The sequence below is a fragment of the Mycobacterium sp. PSTR-4-N genome (assembly GCF_022348085.1).
Taxonomy (GTDB): domain Bacteria; phylum Actinomycetota; class Actinomycetes; order Mycobacteriales; family Mycobacteriaceae; genus Mycobacterium.
Window position 1 is genome coordinate 105,604 of record NZ_JAKRFN010000016.1, and the last position, 18,798, is coordinate 124,401.

Annotated in this window: 36 protein-coding genes; all 36 read left to right on the plus strand. The window is 66.9% G+C overall.

The features are described from left to right. Positions 1–44: 44 nt before the first annotated feature. The 36 genes from MHN84_RS20200 to MHN84_RS20375 all read left to right on the plus strand — a co-directional run bounded on the left by MHN84_RS20200 (position 45) and on the right by MHN84_RS20375 (position 18,794). Positions 45–806, plus strand: coding sequence for a hypothetical protein (locus tag MHN84_RS20200; protein WP_241206279.1), 762 nt, complete (start codon positions 45–47; stop codon positions 804–806). 4 nt (positions 807–810) lie between these two features. Next, positions 811–1,215 (plus strand): hypothetical protein, encoded by a 405-nt coding sequence (locus MHN84_RS20205; protein WP_241206280.1) that lies wholly within the window; start codon positions 811–813, stop codon positions 1,213–1,215. A 78-nt stretch (positions 1,216–1,293) separates the two neighbouring features. Then, entirely contained in the window at positions 1,294–1,605 is a 312-nt protein-coding gene (locus MHN84_RS20210; RefSeq protein WP_241206281.1) for a hypothetical protein, read from the plus strand. Next, positions 1,605–1,901, plus strand: a complete 297-nt coding sequence (locus tag MHN84_RS20215; RefSeq protein ID WP_241206282.1) for a hypothetical protein — start codon at positions 1,605–1,607, stop codon at positions 1,899–1,901. The genes MHN84_RS20210 and MHN84_RS20215 overlap by 1 nt, the downstream gene beginning before the upstream one ends. Further along, entirely contained in the window at positions 1,898–2,143 is a 246-nt protein-coding gene (locus MHN84_RS20220) for a DUF1508 domain-containing protein (RefSeq protein ID WP_241206283.1), read from the plus strand. The genes MHN84_RS20215 and MHN84_RS20220 overlap by 4 nt, the downstream gene beginning before the upstream one ends. After that, complete coding sequence (locus tag MHN84_RS20225; RefSeq protein ID WP_241206284.1) at positions 2,140–2,358, plus strand: hypothetical protein; 219 nt, start codon at positions 2,140–2,142, stop codon at positions 2,356–2,358. The genes MHN84_RS20220 and MHN84_RS20225 overlap by 4 nt, the downstream gene beginning before the upstream one ends. Further along, positions 2,351–3,715 carry a site-specific DNA-methyltransferase gene (locus MHN84_RS20230; protein WP_241206285.1) on the plus strand — a complete coding sequence of 455 codons (1,365 nt, stop codon included), beginning with the start codon at positions 2,351–2,353 and terminating at the stop codon, positions 3,713–3,715. Before MHN84_RS20225 ends, MHN84_RS20230 begins: the two co-directional genes overlap by 8 nt. 219 nt (positions 3,716–3,934) lie before the next feature. Further along, positions 3,935–4,675 carry a hypothetical protein gene (locus tag MHN84_RS20235; protein ID WP_241206286.1) on the plus strand — a complete coding sequence of 247 codons (741 nt, stop codon included), beginning with the start codon at positions 3,935–3,937 and terminating at the stop codon, positions 4,673–4,675. Further along, complete coding sequence (locus tag MHN84_RS20240) at positions 4,672–5,052, plus strand: hypothetical protein (protein ID WP_241206287.1); 381 nt, start codon at positions 4,672–4,674, stop codon at positions 5,050–5,052. The genes MHN84_RS20235 and MHN84_RS20240 overlap by 4 nt, the downstream gene beginning before the upstream one ends. After that, positions 5,045–5,365 carry a hypothetical protein gene (locus tag MHN84_RS20245; protein WP_241206288.1) on the plus strand — a complete coding sequence of 107 codons (321 nt, stop codon included), beginning with the start codon at positions 5,045–5,047 and terminating at the stop codon, positions 5,363–5,365. The genes MHN84_RS20240 and MHN84_RS20245 overlap by 8 nt, the downstream gene beginning before the upstream one ends. After that, on the plus strand, positions 5,362–5,583 hold the full coding sequence (locus tag MHN84_RS20250; protein WP_241206289.1) for a hypothetical protein: 222 nt from the start codon (positions 5,362–5,364) through the stop codon (positions 5,581–5,583). Before MHN84_RS20245 ends, MHN84_RS20250 begins: the two co-directional genes overlap by 4 nt. Beyond that, the gene (locus MHN84_RS20255) at positions 5,580–5,915 is read left to right on the plus strand and encodes a hypothetical protein (protein ID WP_241206290.1); all 336 of its coding nucleotides are present in this window, start codon (positions 5,580–5,582) and stop codon (positions 5,913–5,915) included. The genes MHN84_RS20250 and MHN84_RS20255 overlap by 4 nt, the downstream gene beginning before the upstream one ends. Before the next feature lie 157 nt (positions 5,916–6,072). Next, the gene (locus MHN84_RS20260; protein ID WP_241206291.1) at positions 6,073–6,300 is read left to right on the plus strand and encodes a hypothetical protein; all 228 of its coding nucleotides are present in this window, start codon (positions 6,073–6,075) and stop codon (positions 6,298–6,300) included. Further along, positions 6,297–6,557 (plus strand): hypothetical protein, encoded by a 261-nt coding sequence (locus MHN84_RS20265; protein WP_241206292.1) that lies wholly within the window; start codon positions 6,297–6,299, stop codon positions 6,555–6,557. The genes MHN84_RS20260 and MHN84_RS20265 overlap by 4 nt, the downstream gene beginning before the upstream one ends. Further along, entirely contained in the window at positions 6,554–7,105 is a 552-nt protein-coding gene (locus tag MHN84_RS20270; protein WP_241206293.1) for a hypothetical protein, read from the plus strand. Before MHN84_RS20265 ends, MHN84_RS20270 begins: the two co-directional genes overlap by 4 nt. Beyond that, a complete protein-coding gene (locus MHN84_RS20275; protein ID WP_241206294.1) occupies positions 7,102–7,560 on the plus strand; it encodes a hypothetical protein in 459 nt (152 codons plus the stop codon). Before MHN84_RS20270 ends, MHN84_RS20275 begins: the two co-directional genes overlap by 4 nt. Next, positions 7,557–7,712: a hypothetical protein gene (locus MHN84_RS20280; protein WP_241206295.1), complete on the plus strand. Its 156-nt coding sequence runs from the start codon at positions 7,557–7,559 to the stop codon at positions 7,710–7,712. The genes MHN84_RS20275 and MHN84_RS20280 overlap by 4 nt, the downstream gene beginning before the upstream one ends. After that, a complete protein-coding gene (locus MHN84_RS20285; protein ID WP_241206296.1) occupies positions 7,709–7,966 on the plus strand; it encodes a hypothetical protein in 258 nt (85 codons plus the stop codon). The genes MHN84_RS20280 and MHN84_RS20285 overlap by 4 nt, the downstream gene beginning before the upstream one ends. 217 nt (positions 7,967–8,183) lie before the next feature. After that, positions 8,184–8,774: a hypothetical protein gene (locus MHN84_RS20290; RefSeq protein ID WP_241206297.1), complete on the plus strand. Its 591-nt coding sequence runs from the start codon at positions 8,184–8,186 to the stop codon at positions 8,772–8,774. Then, positions 8,771–9,049 (plus strand): hypothetical protein, encoded by a 279-nt coding sequence (locus MHN84_RS20295; RefSeq protein WP_241206298.1) that lies wholly within the window; start codon positions 8,771–8,773, stop codon positions 9,047–9,049. Before MHN84_RS20290 ends, MHN84_RS20295 begins: the two co-directional genes overlap by 4 nt. Further along, entirely contained in the window at positions 9,046–9,216 is a 171-nt protein-coding gene (locus MHN84_RS20300) for a hypothetical protein (protein ID WP_241206299.1), read from the plus strand. The genes MHN84_RS20295 and MHN84_RS20300 overlap by 4 nt, the downstream gene beginning before the upstream one ends. Further along, positions 9,206–9,451, plus strand: coding sequence for a hypothetical protein (locus tag MHN84_RS20305; protein WP_241206300.1), 246 nt, complete (start codon positions 9,206–9,208; stop codon positions 9,449–9,451). Before MHN84_RS20300 ends, MHN84_RS20305 begins: the two co-directional genes overlap by 11 nt. Then, a complete protein-coding gene (locus MHN84_RS20310) occupies positions 9,448–10,374 on the plus strand; it encodes a hypothetical protein (RefSeq protein WP_241206301.1) in 927 nt (308 codons plus the stop codon). Before MHN84_RS20305 ends, MHN84_RS20310 begins: the two co-directional genes overlap by 4 nt. A 173-nt stretch (positions 10,375–10,547) precedes the next feature. After that, a complete protein-coding gene (locus MHN84_RS20315) occupies positions 10,548–10,685 on the plus strand; it encodes a hypothetical protein (protein WP_241206302.1) in 138 nt (45 codons plus the stop codon). Further along, entirely contained in the window at positions 10,678–11,142 is a 465-nt protein-coding gene (locus MHN84_RS20320; RefSeq protein ID WP_241206303.1) for a hypothetical protein, read from the plus strand. The genes MHN84_RS20315 and MHN84_RS20320 overlap by 8 nt, the downstream gene beginning before the upstream one ends. Then, positions 11,139–11,438: a hypothetical protein gene (locus MHN84_RS20325; protein ID WP_241206304.1), complete on the plus strand. Its 300-nt coding sequence runs from the start codon at positions 11,139–11,141 to the stop codon at positions 11,436–11,438. The genes MHN84_RS20320 and MHN84_RS20325 overlap by 4 nt, the downstream gene beginning before the upstream one ends. Then, the gene (locus tag MHN84_RS20330; protein ID WP_241206305.1) at positions 11,438–11,647 is read left to right on the plus strand and encodes a hypothetical protein; all 210 of its coding nucleotides are present in this window, start codon (positions 11,438–11,440) and stop codon (positions 11,645–11,647) included. Before MHN84_RS20325 ends, MHN84_RS20330 begins: the two co-directional genes overlap by 1 nt. Next, a complete protein-coding gene (locus MHN84_RS20335) occupies positions 11,648–12,037 on the plus strand; it encodes a hypothetical protein (RefSeq protein ID WP_241206306.1) in 390 nt (129 codons plus the stop codon). A gap of 178 nt (positions 12,038–12,215) precedes the next feature. Continuing rightward, positions 12,216–12,542: a hypothetical protein gene (locus MHN84_RS20340; protein WP_241206307.1), complete on the plus strand. Its 327-nt coding sequence runs from the start codon at positions 12,216–12,218 to the stop codon at positions 12,540–12,542. Further along, positions 12,511–14,100 carry a phage terminase family protein gene (locus MHN84_RS20345; RefSeq protein ID WP_241206308.1) on the plus strand — a complete coding sequence of 530 codons (1,590 nt, stop codon included), beginning with the start codon at positions 12,511–12,513 and terminating at the stop codon, positions 14,098–14,100. The genes MHN84_RS20340 and MHN84_RS20345 overlap by 32 nt, the downstream gene beginning before the upstream one ends. A gap of 17 nt (positions 14,101–14,117) precedes the next feature. Then, positions 14,118–15,524 (plus strand): DUF935 domain-containing protein, encoded by a 1,407-nt coding sequence (locus MHN84_RS20350; protein WP_241206309.1) that lies wholly within the window; start codon positions 14,118–14,120, stop codon positions 15,522–15,524. Continuing rightward, positions 15,518–16,822 carry a head maturation protease, ClpP-related gene (locus MHN84_RS20355; RefSeq protein ID WP_241206310.1) on the plus strand — a complete coding sequence of 435 codons (1,305 nt, stop codon included), beginning with the start codon at positions 15,518–15,520 and terminating at the stop codon, positions 16,820–16,822. The genes MHN84_RS20350 and MHN84_RS20355 overlap by 7 nt, the downstream gene beginning before the upstream one ends. Before the next feature lies 1 nt (position 16,823). Next, a complete protein-coding gene (locus MHN84_RS20360; protein WP_241206311.1) occupies positions 16,824–17,195 on the plus strand; it encodes a DUF2190 family protein in 372 nt (123 codons plus the stop codon). A gap of 32 nt (positions 17,196–17,227) precedes the next feature. Next, positions 17,228–18,169: a major capsid protein gene (locus tag MHN84_RS20365; protein ID WP_241206312.1), complete on the plus strand. Its 942-nt coding sequence runs from the start codon at positions 17,228–17,230 to the stop codon at positions 18,167–18,169. Beyond that, entirely contained in the window at positions 18,166–18,498 is a 333-nt protein-coding gene (locus MHN84_RS20370; RefSeq protein WP_241206313.1) for a hypothetical protein, read from the plus strand. Before MHN84_RS20365 ends, MHN84_RS20370 begins: the two co-directional genes overlap by 4 nt. Next, a complete protein-coding gene (locus MHN84_RS20375; RefSeq protein ID WP_241206314.1) occupies positions 18,495–18,794 on the plus strand; it encodes a hypothetical protein in 300 nt (99 codons plus the stop codon). The genes MHN84_RS20370 and MHN84_RS20375 overlap by 4 nt, the downstream gene beginning before the upstream one ends. The last annotated feature ends 4 nt before the right edge of the window (positions 18,795–18,798 follow it).

Consider the following 18,798-nt stretch of genomic DNA (forward strand, 5'->3'; position numbering starts at 1 on the left):
TCGCACGAGGATCGCACCAGCCCGGAAGCGGCAAAGGCTGCGCCATGAATGTGATCTCGTACATCAGCGGCGACACCAAGATCACCGACTATCCCAAGTGCTCGGCGCGTCCGCTGGCTCGCATGGTGCAGAACGTCAACGACCAGCTAGCCGGGCGCGACGACCTTCTCTCGCCCGAGGATAGCGTCATCGTCCTCGAACTCGGCTGGCGCACTGTGGGGACCGCTGACGCACCGCGCGAGGTCGTCTGGCGGTGGCTCGCCGACCTGCTGACCGACCCCGAGCATGGCGTGGTGAAGCACGCGCGGCCCGATGGTGCTGCGGCTATCCGTGTGGTCGCCGCGCTGTGCCTGCGCGAGGCTCGCGGCGAGACTGTTCCTGCGGCTGAGTGGAATTCAGCGCGAACCGCCGCCAGGAAGGCGAGGGCATACGCAGCCGCATACGCAGCCGCAGCCGCAGCCGCAGACGCAGACGCAGCCGCAGCCGCAGACGCAGACGCAGCCGCAGCCGCAGACGCAGACGCATACGCAGCCGCAGACGCAGCCGCAGCCGCAGCCGCAGACGCAGACGCATACGCAGCCGCAGACGCAGCCGCAGCCGCAGCCGCAGCCGCAGCCGCAGACGCAGACGCAGACGCAGACGCAGACGCAGCCGCAGCCGCAGACGCAGACGCAGCCGCCAAGCGAGCCATGGTCGAGTTCACACGCTGGGCCATTGAGCACTGGCGCACCCTCGCCAGTCTCGACGATCCATCCGACATCGACGCTGCAACAGTCGATTCGGCTCTCGTGCGGATCGGGGGCTGACCACATGGCCGAGATCACCACGAAGCCAACAGGACTTGAGTCGACGAATGCGCTCGACTCCCTGCCCGACGATCTGCTCGACAAGGCGCCGGCCTACTACAGCTTCGGGCAGACACCGGCGCCGATGACCGACCCGCTCGAGATCGACGAGGTGGGCGTGTTCCTGGTGCGGGCCCGCTGCGTCGGCACATCGGCCAGCGAGCGCAGTGACGGCGAGATGCGACACGGCCGCAAGCTGCAGATCCAGTGGTGCGTCAAGGAGGGGCAGCCGAAACCGCCGGACCCTGACGAGGAACAGCCCGGGTTGTTCGATGAGACAGGCGACGAGGGCCACACAGACCCCAACCCCGCCAGCGAGTGGGACGACAGCGACGTGGATCGGCCAGAGTTCTCGGGGGCGGGCGAATGACAGCGTCGCAAATCGACGCCCGTGCGTCGCAAATCGACGCCGAGCGGATCGTCAAGGCGCTCGGATCAGGCTGGACGCGTGAACAGTTCGGTGACGACGGCTGGCGCTTCACCGGGCCAGGCCGCACGATCCTTGGTCAGCTTCGACCCCGACAGTGAGCCGGGCGTCGACTGGATTCACGCGTCGATCTCCTACCACCAGTCCTGGCGCATGCCGACCTACGGCGATCTCAAGCAGATGCACGCCGCGGTGTTCGAGCAGGGTCACGCCTATCAGTGCTTCGTGCCACCGGGTGAGCACGTCAACATCACGGCCAACGTGCTGCACCTCTGGGGGCGGCTCGACGGACAGCCAGCACTACCGAACTTCGGACGAATGGGGACGATCTGATGACCTTGACCGCCAAGCAGAAGGCCTGGGACACAACGAAGGCCGCCCAGCGCGAGGAACGTCGCCGGCCGATGCTGCCGAACGTGATGGTGGGACTTGATGACCGCGTGGTCCGCACAGGCAGCTACTACCGCGACGCCGGTCATGGCCGCGGTGTGCGCACGCCGGTCATGCCGACAGGACGACCGCGCGGCACGTGCCCCGACTGCCCGCACACCTGGAAGCACCACACCGAGGCGGGGAACTGCCGGCCTGGGTGTGAGTGCACGAACGGGGCAGCGAGGGCAGCAGCGTGAAGGTGCTCACCGTCAAGGTCTACAAGTGCGCACCGGGCGCTCGGGGTTCTCGTGGTCAACGGTGGCGCTGGAAGGCATTCGCACAGAACGGCCGCACGATGGCCACCAGCGGCGAGGCGTACACCAACGAGGCCGACTGTCTCGATGCTGTGCAGACGGTGTTCGGTGCTGAGACGCGAGTGTGGCGCCAGCACCCGACCGAACCGACTGTCGCGCTGCGGGATGGTGACCCGGCCGCATGATCCGCGCCTACCTCCACCGCGGCGCCCACCGTGCCAACCGATTCAGCGTGCGGGTGGCGGATGTGCAGGCGGCGGTGCGTCGAGCGGAATTGGACCGGCAAGGGCTCGTGGAGATTGACGGAAAGCTCTACTACCAGCTTCGGAATGTCCGCATCGCCGTTGCTGATTGGGAGCCCGACAGCACGCCGTTCGTGGTGGTGAGCGCCGATGCCTGAGCCGTACTACGCCGACGACGCGGTGACGCTGTATCACGGTGACTGCCTCGACGTCCTTGCCGAGCTGCCCGACGCGAGCGTCGATGCGATTATCACTGACCCTCCCTACGGAATCTCGTTCATGGGCAAGGAATGGGATGGTGCGGCAATTCGTGCTGCGGCACAACGTGACCGCGAAGCCCGAAAGTCGCTCGGTCCAGAATCTGCGACACGCCCCGGCCGCGCGCAACCACGCTCGAAGTCTGCCTACGGGAACGAAGCCATCATCGCCGGGCCTGTGCGCGGCGGGCGCGACTTCCAAGACTGGTGCGAGCAATGGGCTAGCGAATGCCTGCGCATCCTCAAACCCGGCGGGCACCTACTGAGCTTTGGAGGCTCACGTACCTGGCACCGGCTCGCGGCTGCGGTTGAGGACGTCGGGTTCGAGATGCGCGACAGCATCGCGTGGCTGTACGGCTCGGGGTTTCCGAAGTCGCTGAACCTCGAGCGGTGCAAGGCGCGGCACGACGGCAGCGGCCGGTGTGTCCATCCGGCCGGACACCGCACGCCGTGCCGGTTCGCGCGTGCGGGCGAGCAGTCCGACGTTGACCACTGGCAAGGCTGGGGCACCGCTCTCAAGCCTTCCTTCGAGCCGATCGTCGTCGGACGCAAGCCCCTCAAGGGCACGGTAGCGGCCAACGTGCTCGCCCACGGCACTGGCGCGCTGAACATCGACGCCTGCCGGGTGCAGTACGTCAGCGAGGCCGACCGTGATCAGACTCGCGTGCCGACACCGATTCAACACAACGACGCTCGTGGGGTCTACATGTCCGGCACCGGCGTCGGGCGCACGGGTGAAGTGTTTAAGCCCGCCGACGGGGGTCGTTGGCCCACCAACGTCGTGCTCGACGGCGACCAGGCCGACGCGCTCGACAGGCAGAGTGGCGTGCTCAAGTCGGGCGCCAACCCGACGCGCCGCAGCAGCGACAAGTTCCGCAACGCCTACGGCGACTTCGCGGGCCAGCAGGAATGTGTTGCGCACCGCGGCGCCGACGAGGGTGGGGCATCCCGGTTCTTCCCGGTGTTCCGCTACGAGGCCAAGGCGGCGAGCTCAGAACGGCCAAGCGTCAACGGAATCGCGCACCCGACCGTCAAGCCGCTCGACCTCATGCGGTGGCTCGTGCGCCTCGTCACGCCGCCTGGCGGCATCGTCCTTGACCCGTTCGCCGGCAGCGGCACCACCGCCGAAGCGTGCGTCCATGAGCACATGCGCTGCATCACCATCGAGCGCGAGGCCGACTACCTGCCGCTGATCGTCGCGCGGCTGAGTAAGCCCATGGCGGTCGGATTCGACTTCGGGGAGGCCCTCGATGCCTGACCGCGAAACCCGCGCCGCCCGCTACGTGGCCGGCAAGTGCGTCGAATGCGGCGAGCGTGAGCACAGCGCCGGGCGTACGCGGTGTGCGACGTGTCATGGGGCCTGGGCGCGGGGGGAAATGACAACGACGGAGGTGTCAACCTAGTGCCGCATTTTCGGGTCGACGACGGCCTTGATGGGCATCCGAAAGCTCAGCGCGCAGGCGATGAGGCGCTCGGAATGTGGCTGCGCGCGGGCTCTTGGTGCATGCGCTATCTCACCGACGGATTCATCCCCGAATGGTGGGTTCGGCAACAGCCCAAGGGGATCGCGAAGGCCAAGCGCCTTGTCGAGGCTGGCTTCTGGCACGCCGCCGAACAGGCAGGTGAGAAGGGGTGGCAGTTTCACGAGTTCCTCGGCCCGGGCCGCCAGGACAGCCGCGAGAAGATCGAGGCCGAGCGAGAAGCGGCCCGACTCCGCAAAGCCAAGTCACGTCAAGGGTCACAACAGGAGTCACGGCGTGACACACCGCGTGACGGACGCCGAACCCCCGGTACCAACCCAACCCAACCCAACCCAGAAGAGAACTCACCTACCGAGGAAAGCTCGCCAAACGTAGGCGGCGACGAGCGCGGCCTGTCGGCCCCAGTGGCCCCCAGCGCCTCCCGGCTCGTCTCGACGCTGATCCCGCCGACGATCCCCGACTCGGTGCGCGCCGGTCTGCGCATCCAGGCCAGCCAGCTCATCAACGGCGACCGGCTCGACGGCGACATCGTGGCCGAGGCGCTGCGCCGCTGGCTCGGCAAGCCCGGCTCGGGAGTGGGCCTGCTGCCATCGCTGGCCGCCGACGTGGTCCGAGAGCGCGCAGCACCCGCGACCGCGAACGGCGGCAGCAAGCTCCGCGCCGTCGCCAACCTCGCCGCACGCCAACGCGCCGCCGAAAAAGCCCACACCGACACGCAACTCAGGGAGCTCGAATGATCACCACCGCAGACGCCCTCGATGTCATGACCGTCGTCGCGGCTTGCCACCGCCGCACCGCGCCACGCATGGACGACGAGGAAGCCACGCTCGCCACCGCGACGATCTGGGCCGAGCTGTTCAACGAATACCGGCTGACGCTGCCCGATCTCGTCAAGGGCGTGAAAAAGCGCGCACTCACCCACGCTGACGCACCCGAGCCGGCCGAGATCATCCACTTCGCTCGGGAGGTCCGACGAGACCGTCGCGACCGCAGCTCGGACCGCAGCGACCTCGAGGCGCTCGGGGAGTCGAAGTCCAACGACGCCGCGGTGCTCGCTCAGATCCGCCGGCGCACTGGGGTGGCGCTGCCAGGCAAGGCGGTCGGCAATGCCTGAGACGCGAGCATCCCTCACCGACTGCGAGGACAACGACGACTACGCCGCACTCGCAGCCCAGCGCGTCATCGACGACCCCCAGGCGATGTTTTGGGCGATCGGGGGAACCGATGACGACGGCGAGCGAACCCTCGAATACGCGATCGAGCCTGACCGGGGTGGCTGCGCGCGGGCCCTCACCGATGAGCTCTACAACGCGATCGAGGATCTGCCCGACTACCGCGACGGTGCGGCGATCATCGTGCGCGAGGTCCGTTATGGGCCATGGCGCTACGTCACGCCAGACGAGATCCGCCGGGGTGATGCGCTGTGAGCCTCAACCCCGACGGCACCGTCAACCTCGACGCCATCGACCCCGCCCAGGCCATCGTCGACTGCGGCCTGTGCGATGACGACGGCTACCGCGGCCTGGTCCTGTGCGACCACGTCGACCACGCCACCGAGTCGGCGCACGGTCGCGCACTGGCCAAGGCTGAGCTCGAGAAGATCCAGCAGCGGAAGGCTCAGCGGGCGCGGGGGGTCGAGGCATGAGCGCCCGGGAACTCGCCGAGCGCGCGGCTGACGAGCTCGCAGCTGGCCTGTCGACGGCATGGGTGCCGGCGGTGGTCGCACTTGCGCTGGAACAGACCCGTGAGCCTGAGCCGATCGACGCGGCGAGCCTTGAGCCGCGAGTTGTCGACGATGCCAACGGCCACCTCGACGACTTCCTGGCTCGCGACGTGCGCATGGTGCACTTCGAGGCCACTGACGAGTCGGCCTGGTACGCGACGATTGAACTCGCGGACGGCACGATCTGGCAGCTGCACTTCGGTGCTCGAGATCCGAGCCAGCCCGGTTACTCGCGCTCGGAGCGGATCGCATGACCGCCACGATGCCCCGCGCTGAGGCTGAGCGAGCCCAGGACGAACGAACCCCCCTCCCGGCGTGGGAACGGATGGCCCGACGCGGCACAGGCCAATTCAGCCCGTTTCTCGCCCGCCGCCGACGACGCACGCGCAGGAGTGCTTGGGGGTGGGGGCGGTGAGCGCGCACACCGAGGGCCTCGCTGAGCGCCTGATGCCCCTCGCTGACCTTCTGGGCGAGATGACCACGACCGCCGAAACGGGTCTATGGCGATTCCGCTGCCAACTCGGCGACGCAGGCTACGTCGACATCACCTATCGCTTCCGACCCGCCGATCTCGATGATGCCGCACGCACGGAACTGCTGACCCTTGCTACCCGCCTGGTGAATTGGAGCCACGAATGAAGCAACTGCCCGCCGGACAGGGGCGCGACCACATGTGCCTGTTCGACAACCAATGGCGGCTGATCTGGGACTCGGCCACCGCGACAACGCCCGCATACCAGCACATCGCGAACTGGGTGCACGCCGTCATCGACCACGCCGACGGCACGCGATGGGTCGGCCAGCTGTACCGATGCGCCGAGGGTGTCCGGCGGTGGTCGATGGAAGACCTGAGCCGCGTGCTCGTGTGGCCCAATCCGATTCTGGAGGCGATGTGAAGGTCCACCTGACACCCAACTTGAGCACGTTCGTGACCTACGAGCCGCCCGAGCCGATGTTCCGCGACACCATCCTCGCGTTCCAGGCGCTCACCGCACCGCAATGGGTCGCGCTGATCGAACCCGACCCCCTCGGCCCGGTGAATCGCATCGTCTCGCTGATGCGCAACGACGAGCGCATCAAGTCCCTACTGTGCCACGTGCCCGAGGGTGCGGATGTCGAGGTGGTGCGTGACGAGGGTGGCTATCGGATAGATGACCTGTTCGCGCTCAAGGATCTGCAATGGCGGCCAGGTGGGTACGGTCAGAATGTCGCAACGGCGCATGTGCCATTCCGTTCCGCGGGCTGGCGCATCGAAATCAACGGCCGCACAGTCCTCGCCGTCGCCGACGCCGAGATGCGCACGCCCTACACGCCACCACCCCCGCCCCCACTCTGGCACCGCATGCGCACCGCCCTACGCGAACAGCTGCGGGCTGACGTGGACGCGGTTGCCAAGCGGCTGGGGTTCCATCGGATCGATGAGTGTGGGGGGTGGGACGAGTGAACACGATCCGCGTTATCAGAGATCACGGTCATCACATCCAGGTCGCCGGCGACGAGGACGACCGCCACTACCGCATCGTCTGCCCCGACGGTGGGGCGAACTGCGAATGCTGGGTCGAGTGCCAGCAGACGCACCGGTGTAACTGCGTCGACGAACACGGGCACGACGACGGGGTGCTGTGTCCGCCCGATTGCGACGAGGACCATTCGACGGAATGCACTGAATGGCTCGATCGCGAAGACGGCGAAATGCACGGCGAGGAACACCGCTGGGTCGCCGGGATGATCTGCATTCGCGACATGGGCTGCTGGATGCCCGAGTGGGACATTGAGTTTGACCAGATCAATTACCGCGAGCTCTACCCGCCCGGCGTCTACGACTTCGACTACGAAGACCCCGACGACGACATGGGCGGCTGTCTGTACGTCCTGACGATGCGGTCGGCGACGTCATGAGCGGCACCCCCGACCCCTACGTCTGCATGGCCATCCACCCCGGCCGCTGCGGCATCGAGGGCACGGGTAGCTGGCTCTCGCATCGGTGCATCGAGGACGAGGGGCACGGCGAGCTGTGTGAGTGCGTGTGTGGGGAGAGGTGGGGGGAGTGAGCGACAAGTTCACCATCTACAAGATCGACGACGGCTACCACTTGCCCTGGAACGTCGACTATCCGACCGGATTCGACGAAAACGAGGACGGCGCGGCCTGCGAGACATTCGAGGATGCGATCGCCGCGTTCATCGAGGCATCTGAGCGGCGGTGCATCACCTGCGACCGTGGGGCCGTGGAGGATCGACCGTGGGGCTGGGAGTGCACCGCATGCGGCTCATACGACGTCGCGGTGGGGTGCGTGAAGCCATGAACCACTGGGGATTCTGCGACCGCTGCGGCACCATGACCGAGTTCCCGGCGTGGAAAGTGCGCGTGTGCCACGCGTGCGAATTGGGGATGAACTCGATTGCTGCCGCGCTGACACCGCCATGGTCGCGACCGATGACGAGCCGCGAGTTGTGGCTGGCGAATTAGTGGGTACGCATTGAGAAGGGCAACCCTGAGCCGGTGCAGAGGCGGTGTGCGTCGTGACCATCGTTTTGGGCCTAGATCCGTCATTGACATCTACGGGCATCGCCGTGCTGCGCGACGGCATCCCCTGCATGCTCAACTCACTCGGGCACCCGGGCCATGACGCCGACAGTTACCTAGTGCGGTCTCGGCGCATCGTCAGCCAGGCGCGTTCGGTGCTGGCCGCGGCCTACATCCGTCCAGACGCGTACGGCGAACCAATCGACCTAGCCGTCATCGAAGGCCCGTCCTACGGCTCGCAATACGGCGACCAGTGGGATCGCGCCGGCCTCTGGTGGGGGATCTTCTCGGCACTCGCGGCCAAGAAGGTGCCTATCGCCGTGGTGAGCCCGAAAACGCGCGCCAAGTGGGCAACCGGCAAGGACGTCGAGGGCAACGGCAACAGCAAGAAGCCGGTGGTGTTCGCGGCGGTCAAGGACGAGTGGACCGACGTGCGCGCGCACATCCGCAACGACGATGTCGCCGACGCCCTCACGATCGCGGCCATGGGTGCGCTGTGGCTGGGTGATCCGCTGCCGATCCAGGCGCACAAGTGGCGGGTCAAGGGGCTGGAGTCGGTTGCGTGGCCGGAAGGGGTGCGGGTGTGAGCGACATTCTGCGAGAGCGCATTCGCGTGTGTCTCACTGCGTACAGCGTCGAGCCGCCGCCCAACCTCGACATTGATGAGCTCGCTGCCGAGCTGCTCGATGCCGTGCTGCCCGCCAATGACGACGACTGCCTAGATGAGCCGATCTTCAGGTCAACCATCTGCGGCATGGGCGTGTGCACCAACTGCTACTGCGACGACTGTAGCTGCTGCATCGGTTGCGGCCAGATCGACGCCGACATCATCGGATCACACGGCTACTGGTGTGCACTGTGACCCGCATACCCCCCGCAATCGACGTCGAGCTGCTCGAGCTCGCCGACAAGATCGCGGGCAAGGACACGACGCTCATCGACGCGATGGGTTGGGCGAGGGCGGATTACGTGTCAGCTATTCACGCCAGGTTGCGGTGCAAGTGGAGGGAGTCGGTACATGCTGGTTGAGCAGTTCACCGCGACGGCGATATGCCCGAAGTGCGGGGCCTGCGATGTGCACCCGTTCCGCATGCCACGCCACGAGCCAAAGGGCGACAGTCCGCTCGAGCACGCCCAGCGCGCCATCGGTCGCGCCATCGACATCTCGCGGGCGATCACCGGCCTGCCCTCGTACTTCGACCCCGATAACGCCGATGTGATGCGCCAGTGCAACCGATGCGAATGGGAGTGGCCCCAGCAATGAGCGAACGCAATCCATGCCAGAGCTGTTCTGCCCCAGCGTCGTTGGCGATCTGTAACCGCTGCATCGAAGAGCTTAAGGCTAACCTCACCTGCCTGTACCGTGATCCAAAAGGCAGAGATGGCAACACCTCTGGCCTGCTCGACGCTCTCTCCGATGTGGCACTCAAGAAAACGAGGATGACCGACGGCGGTAGCGGCCACCTCAAGAAGGGTGACGAGCGACCAGACCCGTTTGAGCCCGACACCGAGAAGGGCAAACAGACGGCACAGGGGCGAGCGGCGACCCTGCTGATCACCGCCAACAACACGCTGTCGACGATCGTGCGCGACCTCTGCGAATCACGCGGCATCGTCACTCCCGCTGGGTTATTGCCGACGAGGATGGCTGAATGGCTCGCCGCGGCCGTGCATGCCATCGCGTGCGACGAATCCGCCGGCCAGTGGTACGCCGACATCGACCGGCTGGTGCGCTCAATCGAGCGGGCTGTCGATCGGCCGGTGCGATACGAACTTCTGGGCCTCTGCGCCACGCAGCTCGAAGGGAACAAGGCGTGCGACACCGCACTCATGGCCCGCGAGGATGCGATCGAAGTGCGATGCCCGAACTGTCGGACGGTGCGGCGCTGCGACATTGTGCGGCGAATGGGTCAGAGCGAGGCACGCAAGGCGCTGATCGCCTGGCCGAAGCTGCTGGAGACAAACCGGGGCCAACCGGACGGATGGCGAGTATCCGAGCGCACGTTGCGCGACTGGAAAGCGACCGGCGTGCTGCGCGTGCGTGGGTATCTGCGACCCAGTGGGCGACACGGGATTCACCGGCGCAGCGACGATGACGTTGAGCTGTTCGCCTGGGTCGATGTCGAGCAGCTGCGCAGTCGGGGTGTGCCGAAAGGGCATCGCAAACGTGCCAAGGCGGGGAAATGAACGTCCGAACACGCCGATTTAGTGGCCGCTACGTGCAGAAAGCCCAACATCTGGTATACGCTGGGCGGCAACTTCGGCGTGTTCGCCGTTCCCAAAAACCCCTCGACGCCACCTTGGTTGCCCGCCCAGGTGGCGTTTGTCGTCTCACCGAAACAGCCCCTTGAGGTGATCCCATGAGCAAGCGGTCCCCGTTCAACAAGCGCGGCAAGCTGCGCATCGCACTCAGCACCGACCCGTGGTGGAAGCGCGCATTGTCGCGACTGCGTGGCTACGGCGTCTGGCATCAGATGGGCGCGATGCGCGATGAGTAACCTGGACGACCGCCTCACCCAGCTCGACATCGCAATGACCGGCGCCATCCAGCACCCCGGCGTCGACGGTGGCCAACCGCTCATGCTGCCCGCGCCGCCCATGTTCCAGACCGCGACGCTGCCCGAGGGCATGGCCGAGGACATGGCCGACAAGGCTGGCCTGCCGACACCTGACTTCGCCCGGCTGTACCGCGAGGCATGGGTGCACACGCTCGAGACGGTGTGCGATGCCACGGTCATCGACAACACCGAGCTGGCCGAGCTGCGCGCTGCGGCCGCCAGTGTCGAGCATCGGCGCGTGAGGCACATCGACCTGGTATGCCAGTGCGGACAGACACTCGGCCGGCTGAGCGTGCGGGACTTCGACACCGAGCGGGCACAGGTCAACGGGCCTGAGCTGATCAAGGGGCTTGGGGCTATGAGCCCGGGGTGTGCTGGGAAGCATGGACGCGCATGACGGCGCCACAGGATCGCATCACCGAGTTCGTCGAGTGGCTGCGCACGCAGGACATCGGGCAGGGCGAGGGCGTCTGGCTGGTCACCGGCATGGACAACGCGCTCAGCCGCGATCAGGTCGCTGAACTGGCCGAGAGGTTCAAGGCCGAGCATCCGCAGAAGGTGTGGGTGGTGCTCGCCTCGTCTGACGAGGGTGACGACCGCTACCTCAGCAGCGTCTATGACAGCGAGGACAAGGCCAACGCCTATGTCGACCGTGGCTGGGGCATGGATGCAGAAGAGGCCGAGGTCCAGTAGTGACACACGTTCGCATCGAGATCGCAGGCCACGTCTGGTTCAACGGCAACATCGAGGGCTGGGAAGAACCGGCCGTGCGACCTGGCCAGCAGGACATCAAGCTCGAGCTGATCCCGCCAGAGATGCGCGAGGTGCTCGACAAGGCCATGCTCAAGGTGCTCGAGGAACGGCTCGGCATCAAGGTCACCAGCTATGAGCGGGTGCGGTAGTTGGCCGCGACTGCAGCTCGACGCAAGACCACGACCGAGAAGGGTCTGGGTCAGCGCCATCAGCAGCAGGCCGCCGCGCTCAAGCGCAAGCATCAGGACGGTTCGCCGTGCGATTGGTGCGGCAAGCCGATGTACCTCGACCGCACCAAGAACCCCGACTACGACCCAGACCAGCCACGCAGCGGTGTGCTCGAGGCTGACCACGGCGCCATGACCCGCGCCGAGGCTGTGCGTCGCGGCCTGCCGATCCCGCTGCCCGATCGGCTGCTGCATCGGCGGTGCAACCAGCAGCGAGGTGATGGGGTGAACGACCACCTGGCCATGGCCGGGCGGGGTACTGGGATGGGGGCAGGGGATACCGAGGCCCTCGCGATGGCATGGCCATGGTGAGACGGGGGCGGCCCGAAATATCCGAGGGGGGGCGTATCCCCTGGTCGGACCGCCAATCAAGCTTTTTTTTTACGGAACCGGAAAACAATTGGCGGCCAAGCACCTCGCGGGTGCGAAATCGCCTGTCTCACAACGGTTCTCGCGCCCGAAATACCCCATCTGACCAGCGGTTTTGCCCATGAAAACGGGCGAATCGGCAGGCCAGAAGCTCATCGCCGAACTCTCGCGGCCGAACGATCCCTACTCGCTGACGTTCCTGATCCAGCTCGCCGGCGACATCGCCGACGAGTACGAGCAGTTCGCGACCGTGCTCAGCGGCGACCGCGGCACGTGGGTTGAGGTGAAGATCGGCGCCAAGACGGTAGAGGTGGTGGTGACCGACGTGATCCGACAGAAGCGCGCGACCGCCGAGCAGCTGCGCAAGCTCATCTCGTCGATCATTGCCCAGCGTGCGGCAGCACCGGAGGGTCCGAATGACAGCAGCGTCCTCGCCGGCCTCGAGTGAGGACGACTGGCCGCAGCTCGAGGGCCGCCGCGAGCCCGAGAATCTCTCGGTGTTCGACGGTGACGATCGGCTCGGCCTCAACGCACTGACGCTCGCCAGCCGGATCGGTACGCCGCCGATGCCCTGGCAGGTCGACAACCTGCTGGCCCTGCTGCGGACTGATGCCGACGGGATGTGGACCCACGCCGACGCGTGCATCATCTGCCCGCGCCAGAACGGCAAGTCCGAGATCCTGCTGCTGCTCTGCCTGTATGCGCTGTTTGTCCGCGGCGAGAACATCGTGTTCTCGACTCAGCAGTGGAAGACCGCACGCAAGCTCGCACTGCGGTTCTCGGAGATGGTCAAGGCAGTGCCCGACCTCAAGCGGATGCTTGCGCGGCCGCCGACGCTCTCGCAGGGGCAGAGCATTGTGTCGACGACCATGGGCAACGAGCTCATTTTCTGCACACGCTCGGGCGACACGGGCAAGGGCCTCGACAAGGTGGACCGCGTCATCTACGACGAGGCCTACAACCTCACCGAGGCTGAGATGACCGGCCCGACACTGGCTCAGACGGCAGCGAAGAACCCGCAGACGATCTACACCTCGTCGGCGGTGTTCGCCGACATCCACCAGAACGGCCAGGTGCTCGCGGGCATCCGACGCAACGGCCTGCGCAAGATCAAGGGCCTGTATTTCGCCGAGTACATGGCGCCTGAGCCCCCGCGCGACTGCTCGGAGGCTGAGCGCAAGCGCCTGCGGGAAGATCCGATGACCGCGCGACTGGCGAATCCGTCGTTCGGCGTGATCCATTCGGACGCCAAGGTGGCCAAGTCGCTGCTGGGTCTCGGTGGCACGGCGGTGGGTCGGCGCTCGTTCGAGGTCGACGTGCTCGGCTGGGGCGATTGGCCGGCCGACGCCGAGGTGCTGGTGTCCGAGATCCCCGAGGGGAAGTGGCGCGACATGCGCAACCCGTCGCCCAAGCTCACCGGCCGCCCCGCAATCGGCCTGCACTGCGACCCCGACTCCGGCATCTGGGCCATCGTCGGCGCGCAACGCACCGACGCGGGCCCCGTGCACATCGAGTACCGGCCGCCACTGGGCAAGCTCGGTCCGACGTCGAGCCACGAGGTGGTGCGGGCGCTTGTCGACCTGGTGACCGCGCTCGACCCGGTGGCCGTGGCGATCAAGCGCCGCGGCGACGCAGCTGCGATCGAGGACGACCTGATCAAGGCCGGCATCGAGCCCGAGATGATCGACGGCGGCAAGTGGTCGCAGTGGTGCGGCGGATTCCTGAACGCCGCGCTGGACTCTCGGCTCTCGCACAGTGGCCAGTCGGTGCTCACTGACGCGGCCGGCAGTGCGGTGCGCAAGGACATGCCCGCGGGCGGCTTCGTCTGGGATGAGGACGCGGCGGGGGTATCGGCCCCGGCACTGTTCGCAGCGACGTTGGCGCACGGTGCGCTCGTTGCGAACAGCGAAGCGCCGAAACGCAAGACGGTCGCCCCCCGATCCGGCGTGCACCGCGCCACGCGGCGCCGATCGCGCGATTTTGACCCGATGACAGCACCGATGTAGCCCCCGAAAGGAGCGTCGTGGCACCAAAGACCGTCGCTCCGCGCACCGAAAAGGGCTACGTCAACCCGATTCCCGGCAACCTCACGACCTGGGGCCTGCCGATGTCGGATCAGTTCGAGCTCAATCCTGACCTCACCTGGCCTAATTCGGTGTTCACGTACGGCCGAATGGTCCGCGAAGATGCCCGAATCGCGTCCGTTTTGCGGGCTCTCGGCCTGCCAATCCGGCGCACTCCGTGGCGTATTCGGCAGAACGGGGCCAGCGATGCGGTCACCGCGCACGTCGCCACGTCGATGGGGCTGCCGATCGAGGGTGCGAGCGAGGACCTGCCGACGCCGCGCACCCGGGGAAGTTTCTCGTGGGCTCGGCACCTACAGCAGGCGCTCACCTCGCAGCACTTCGGTCACGCCGTGTTCGAGCTGGTATACGGAGAGCCTGTCAATGGGCTGTTTCCGCTCCGCAAGCTCGCACCGCGTCCGCAGTCGTCGATCGCATACTGGAATGTCGACCGCGACGGCGGGTTGATCTCGATTCAGCAGTGGCCGGCGGGCACGTTCGGCAGCCCCGGCATGCTGGTCATGGCGCCGTCGAGCATGGGCCCAGCAATCCCCGTAGACCGGCTCGTGGTCTACACCCGCGACATGGACCCCGGTGTGTGGGTGGGCAATTCGCTGCTGCGTCCGGCGTACGTCCACTGGCGCTGGAAGTGCGAAATGATGCGCATCGAGGCCGCCGCGGTCCGTCGTCATGGCATCGGCGTCCCGGTCATCACGGGCAACGAGGCCGATTCGGGCGACGAAGACCGGATGGACGAGCTGCTCGACACGGCATCGAACTACGGCGGTGGTGAGTCGGCCGGCCTCGCACTGACAGAGGGCGAAGAGTTCACGATCGCCGCGCCATCGGGCACACCGATGGACCCGCGACGGGCGATCGAGTGGCACGACCACGCGATGGCCGTCGTTGCGCTCGCTCACTTCCTGAATCTTGAGGGCAAGGGTGGTTCCTACGCCCTCGCCAGCGTGCAGGCCGACACCTTCGTGCAGAGTGTGCAGACCGTCGCCGAGGACATCCGTGACGTCACCCAGGCGCACGTCATCGAGGACATCGTTGACCGCAACTGGGGGCCCGACGAGCCCGCGCCACTGCTGGTGTTCGACGAGATCGGCTCGCGGCAGGATGCGACGGCCGCCGCGCTGCAGATGCTCGTCAACGCCGGCCTGCTCACGCCCGACGCTCGCCTCGAGCAGTTCCTCCGCACGACCACGGGCCTGCCTGACGCCGATCCCGAGACCGAGCGCGCCACCCCCGAGCCTATGCCGACGCCGCCGCCAGCCGACGGACCCGCCGCCCGCAAGCGCCCTCGCGGACGTAGCCCCAAGGACCGCCGCAAGACACCGGACGGAGCACAACCGCTGTGGTAAACATCGACGCCGAGCTCGGCACACTGGCCGAGCAGTCCGCGAAGCGCCTGCGCGACATGGGTGCTCGCATGTTCAAGTCCGCCAAGGCCGACAACGAGCCCCGCGGCCCGTGGTTCACGTTCAAGGATCTCGCCGAGGGCGACACCACCGCGCAGATCGACATCTACGACGAGATCGACTGGCTCTGGGGCGTCACCTCGCGCGACTTCCGCGACCAGCTCAAGGCGCTGCCTGACTCGGTGACGACCATCGACCTGCACATTAACTCGCCTGGCGGCGATGTCTACGAGGCGCTCGCGATCATGAACACCCTGCGCCAGCACGACGCCACGGTGGTCACCACCGTGGACGGATACGCCGCCAGCTCAGCGGGATTCATCGCCGTCGGCGCCAGCGATGAGCTGATCGTGGCCGAGAACGCCGAGATCATGGCGCATCTGCCGTGGGCGGTGATGATCGGCGACGCCGACGAGATGCGCAAGATGGCCGACGACCTCGACCGCATCGGCAAGAACATCGCCTCGATCTTCCAGGCGCGCGCCGGCGGCAAGCTCGACGACTGGGTGGCGATCCTCACCGCCGAGACGTGGTGGTCAGCCGATGAGGCGGTCACTGCTGGCATCGCCGACAAGGTGCTCAAAGCGCCGAAGCGCGACGCCAAGAACTTGGCTCGCGACCGATTCAACCTGTCGGTGTTCAACCATGCAGGGCGCTCAGAGGCGCCAGCGCCGCAGATTCCCCAGGCGCACAACGAGACCCCTCGGCCCAAAGCGGTCGAGGCCGATGGAAAGGAGCCCACCGTGGCACTGAGTGAAAGCGCGCTCCAGAAGCTCGGCCTCGACGCCGAAGCCGACGAAGACGCCATCAACGAGGCGATCGAGAAGTTCGCCGCACCTGAGCCGGCGCCCGCCGGCGAGCCGACGATCGAAGAGGCCGCCAAGGTCGCTGCGAAGTTCGGTCAGAAGCTCGTCAACGTCGCGCAGTTCGATCAGATGGCCGCCACCGTGGCCGACCTGCAGGCGCGCAACGAGGCCGCGATCCAGGCCGAGAACGAGTCGGCAATCACCGCGGCCCTCACTGACGGCCGGATCGACGCCGCCAGCGCGGACACCTGGCGCAACGAGCTGACCAAGAACCGCGAGGGCACCCTGGCGCTGCTCGGCACGCTGCCCAAGAACAAGGCCGTTCCGGTCGACGAGATCGGCCACGGCGTGAGCCGCGAGGACTCTGCGCAGGACGCCGAGATGGGCACCGTCTTCGCACGGATCACCGGCACCACCTTCGGAAAGGACGCCTGACATGGCTGAGCACACCCCGCACTACCTCCCGGCAGACCGCCTGCCCCGCACCACGTCTGCTGACGTGACGGGTGGTCAGGTCGTCTACGTGTCGGGCAACGACACCGTGGCGCCGACCAGCGCGGCCACCTCGGCATGGCTGGGCGTTGCCGGCCACGACGCCGCGAGCGGCAAGCAGGTCGTCGTCTACACCGAGGGCGTGCACCTGCTGAACGCATCCGGCGCTATCGCAGCCGGCGCACTGGTCATCCCGGCCGCCAACGGCGCCGTGGCTGACCAGAGCACCCCCAGCGCAGCGAACGACGTGCAGGTCGTCGGCACCGCACTGTCGGCCGCGGCCAACTCCAAGGTTCTCGTCAAGCTGGGCCGCTGAGGCTCGGGTAACCAACCAGAAAGTAGGGCACCATGCCTCAGTATCCCGTTGCAGCGCCGTCGCTTTCGGGCGACGTGCTGTCCATCAACCGCTTCCTCAAGGACACCCCGTGGGTGGCCCGGGCGCTGCGGACCGTCGGCGACGAGCAGTTCGTCTCCGACAAGATCCTCACCGGCCAGTTCTGGACGGAGTCGGGCTCGCTCGGCTACGAGCAGAACGAGGGGATCTACGCCGACCGCGCCCCCAAGGCTGTGCCGCCCGGTGGTGAGTACCCCATCACGCCGATCAGCACCGGCCCCGCCGCGACGGTCAACGTCGTCAAGTGGGGCAACGACGCGTTGCTCACCGACGAGCTGATCAGCCGGCAGCGGTACAACGTCGTCGAGCGGTCGTTCCGCAAGCTGATGAACAGCCACATCCAGACCATCGACTCGGTGGCCCTGTCGGCGATCGTCTCGGCGGTCACGCAGAACACCGACGCGATCGCGTCGTGGAAGGCGTCGAGCGGCGTCAAGATCCTGCGCGACCTGATGCGGGCGCACACCAGCATCCTCAAGCTCAAGCAGGGCTACAACCCGTCTCTGGTCTTCGTCGAGCCCGACGTGTTCGCCAACGTCGTGTCCGATGACGACCTGATGAAGCTGCTGCCGCGCGAGACCGGCGGCGTCGGCATGGCTCCGGTCGCCGCGGGCCTGAACAGCCCGTACATGCGGACCATCGGCGGGTTCACCTTCGTCACGAGTCCGAACGCGCCGGTCACCGGTAAGGCGCTCATGGTCGACCCGTCTGTGTTCGGCGGCTTCGTCGACGAGCGCCTCGCCTCGCCCGACTACGTGCAGACCGAGAACGGCCTGCAGGTGCAGTCGATCCGCGACAAGGATGTCGACGGCTGGCGCATCCGCGTGCGGCGCATCACCGCGCCGGTCATCCTCGAGCCCAACGCGGCATGGCTCATCAACGGGGTGAACGCATGAGTTACCAGGTCGTCGCCCCGCTGGTCATCGCGAAGGACCACGAGGGCCGCCCGTATCACGTCTACGAGGGCGGCGTCATCCAGTGGCTCTCCGACGAGCAGGCGGCGCACTTCCTCGGCACCGGCCTGGTCGTCAAGTTCGGCGACTCGGCTGCCGACGAGGGCGACGACGACGGCTCCGACAAGCCGCCGGCGTCGGCCAAGAAGGAAGTTCTCGTGGCCTGGCTGGTCGAGAACGCGGCCAAGGAAGACGGCTCGGACTACACGGCCGAAGAGCTGGACGCGCTGACCAAGGCGGAGCTGTCTGAGCTCATCGACTCGGTGGAGTGACGGTGGGTTTCTACGACGTCGTGAAGCCGTGCGTGGTGGGCAAGCTCCACTACGCGCGGCCCACGGCACAACCCATCGAGGTCGACGACGCGGTGGCCGAGCCGCTGGTCGAGGACGGCTCGTTGCAGCCGTATGAGCCGGGCGGCATCTCGGGCAAGACTGGCACCAAGCTCGACGGCGTCATTCGGCAGGTGGTTTCTGAGCTCCCCGCCGAGTTGGTCGCGCCGACGATCGACGCCAGCGAGGCGCCCGCCGAGTCGCCCAAGCCCCGCCGCGGCCGACGCACGGGAGCCTGACGCC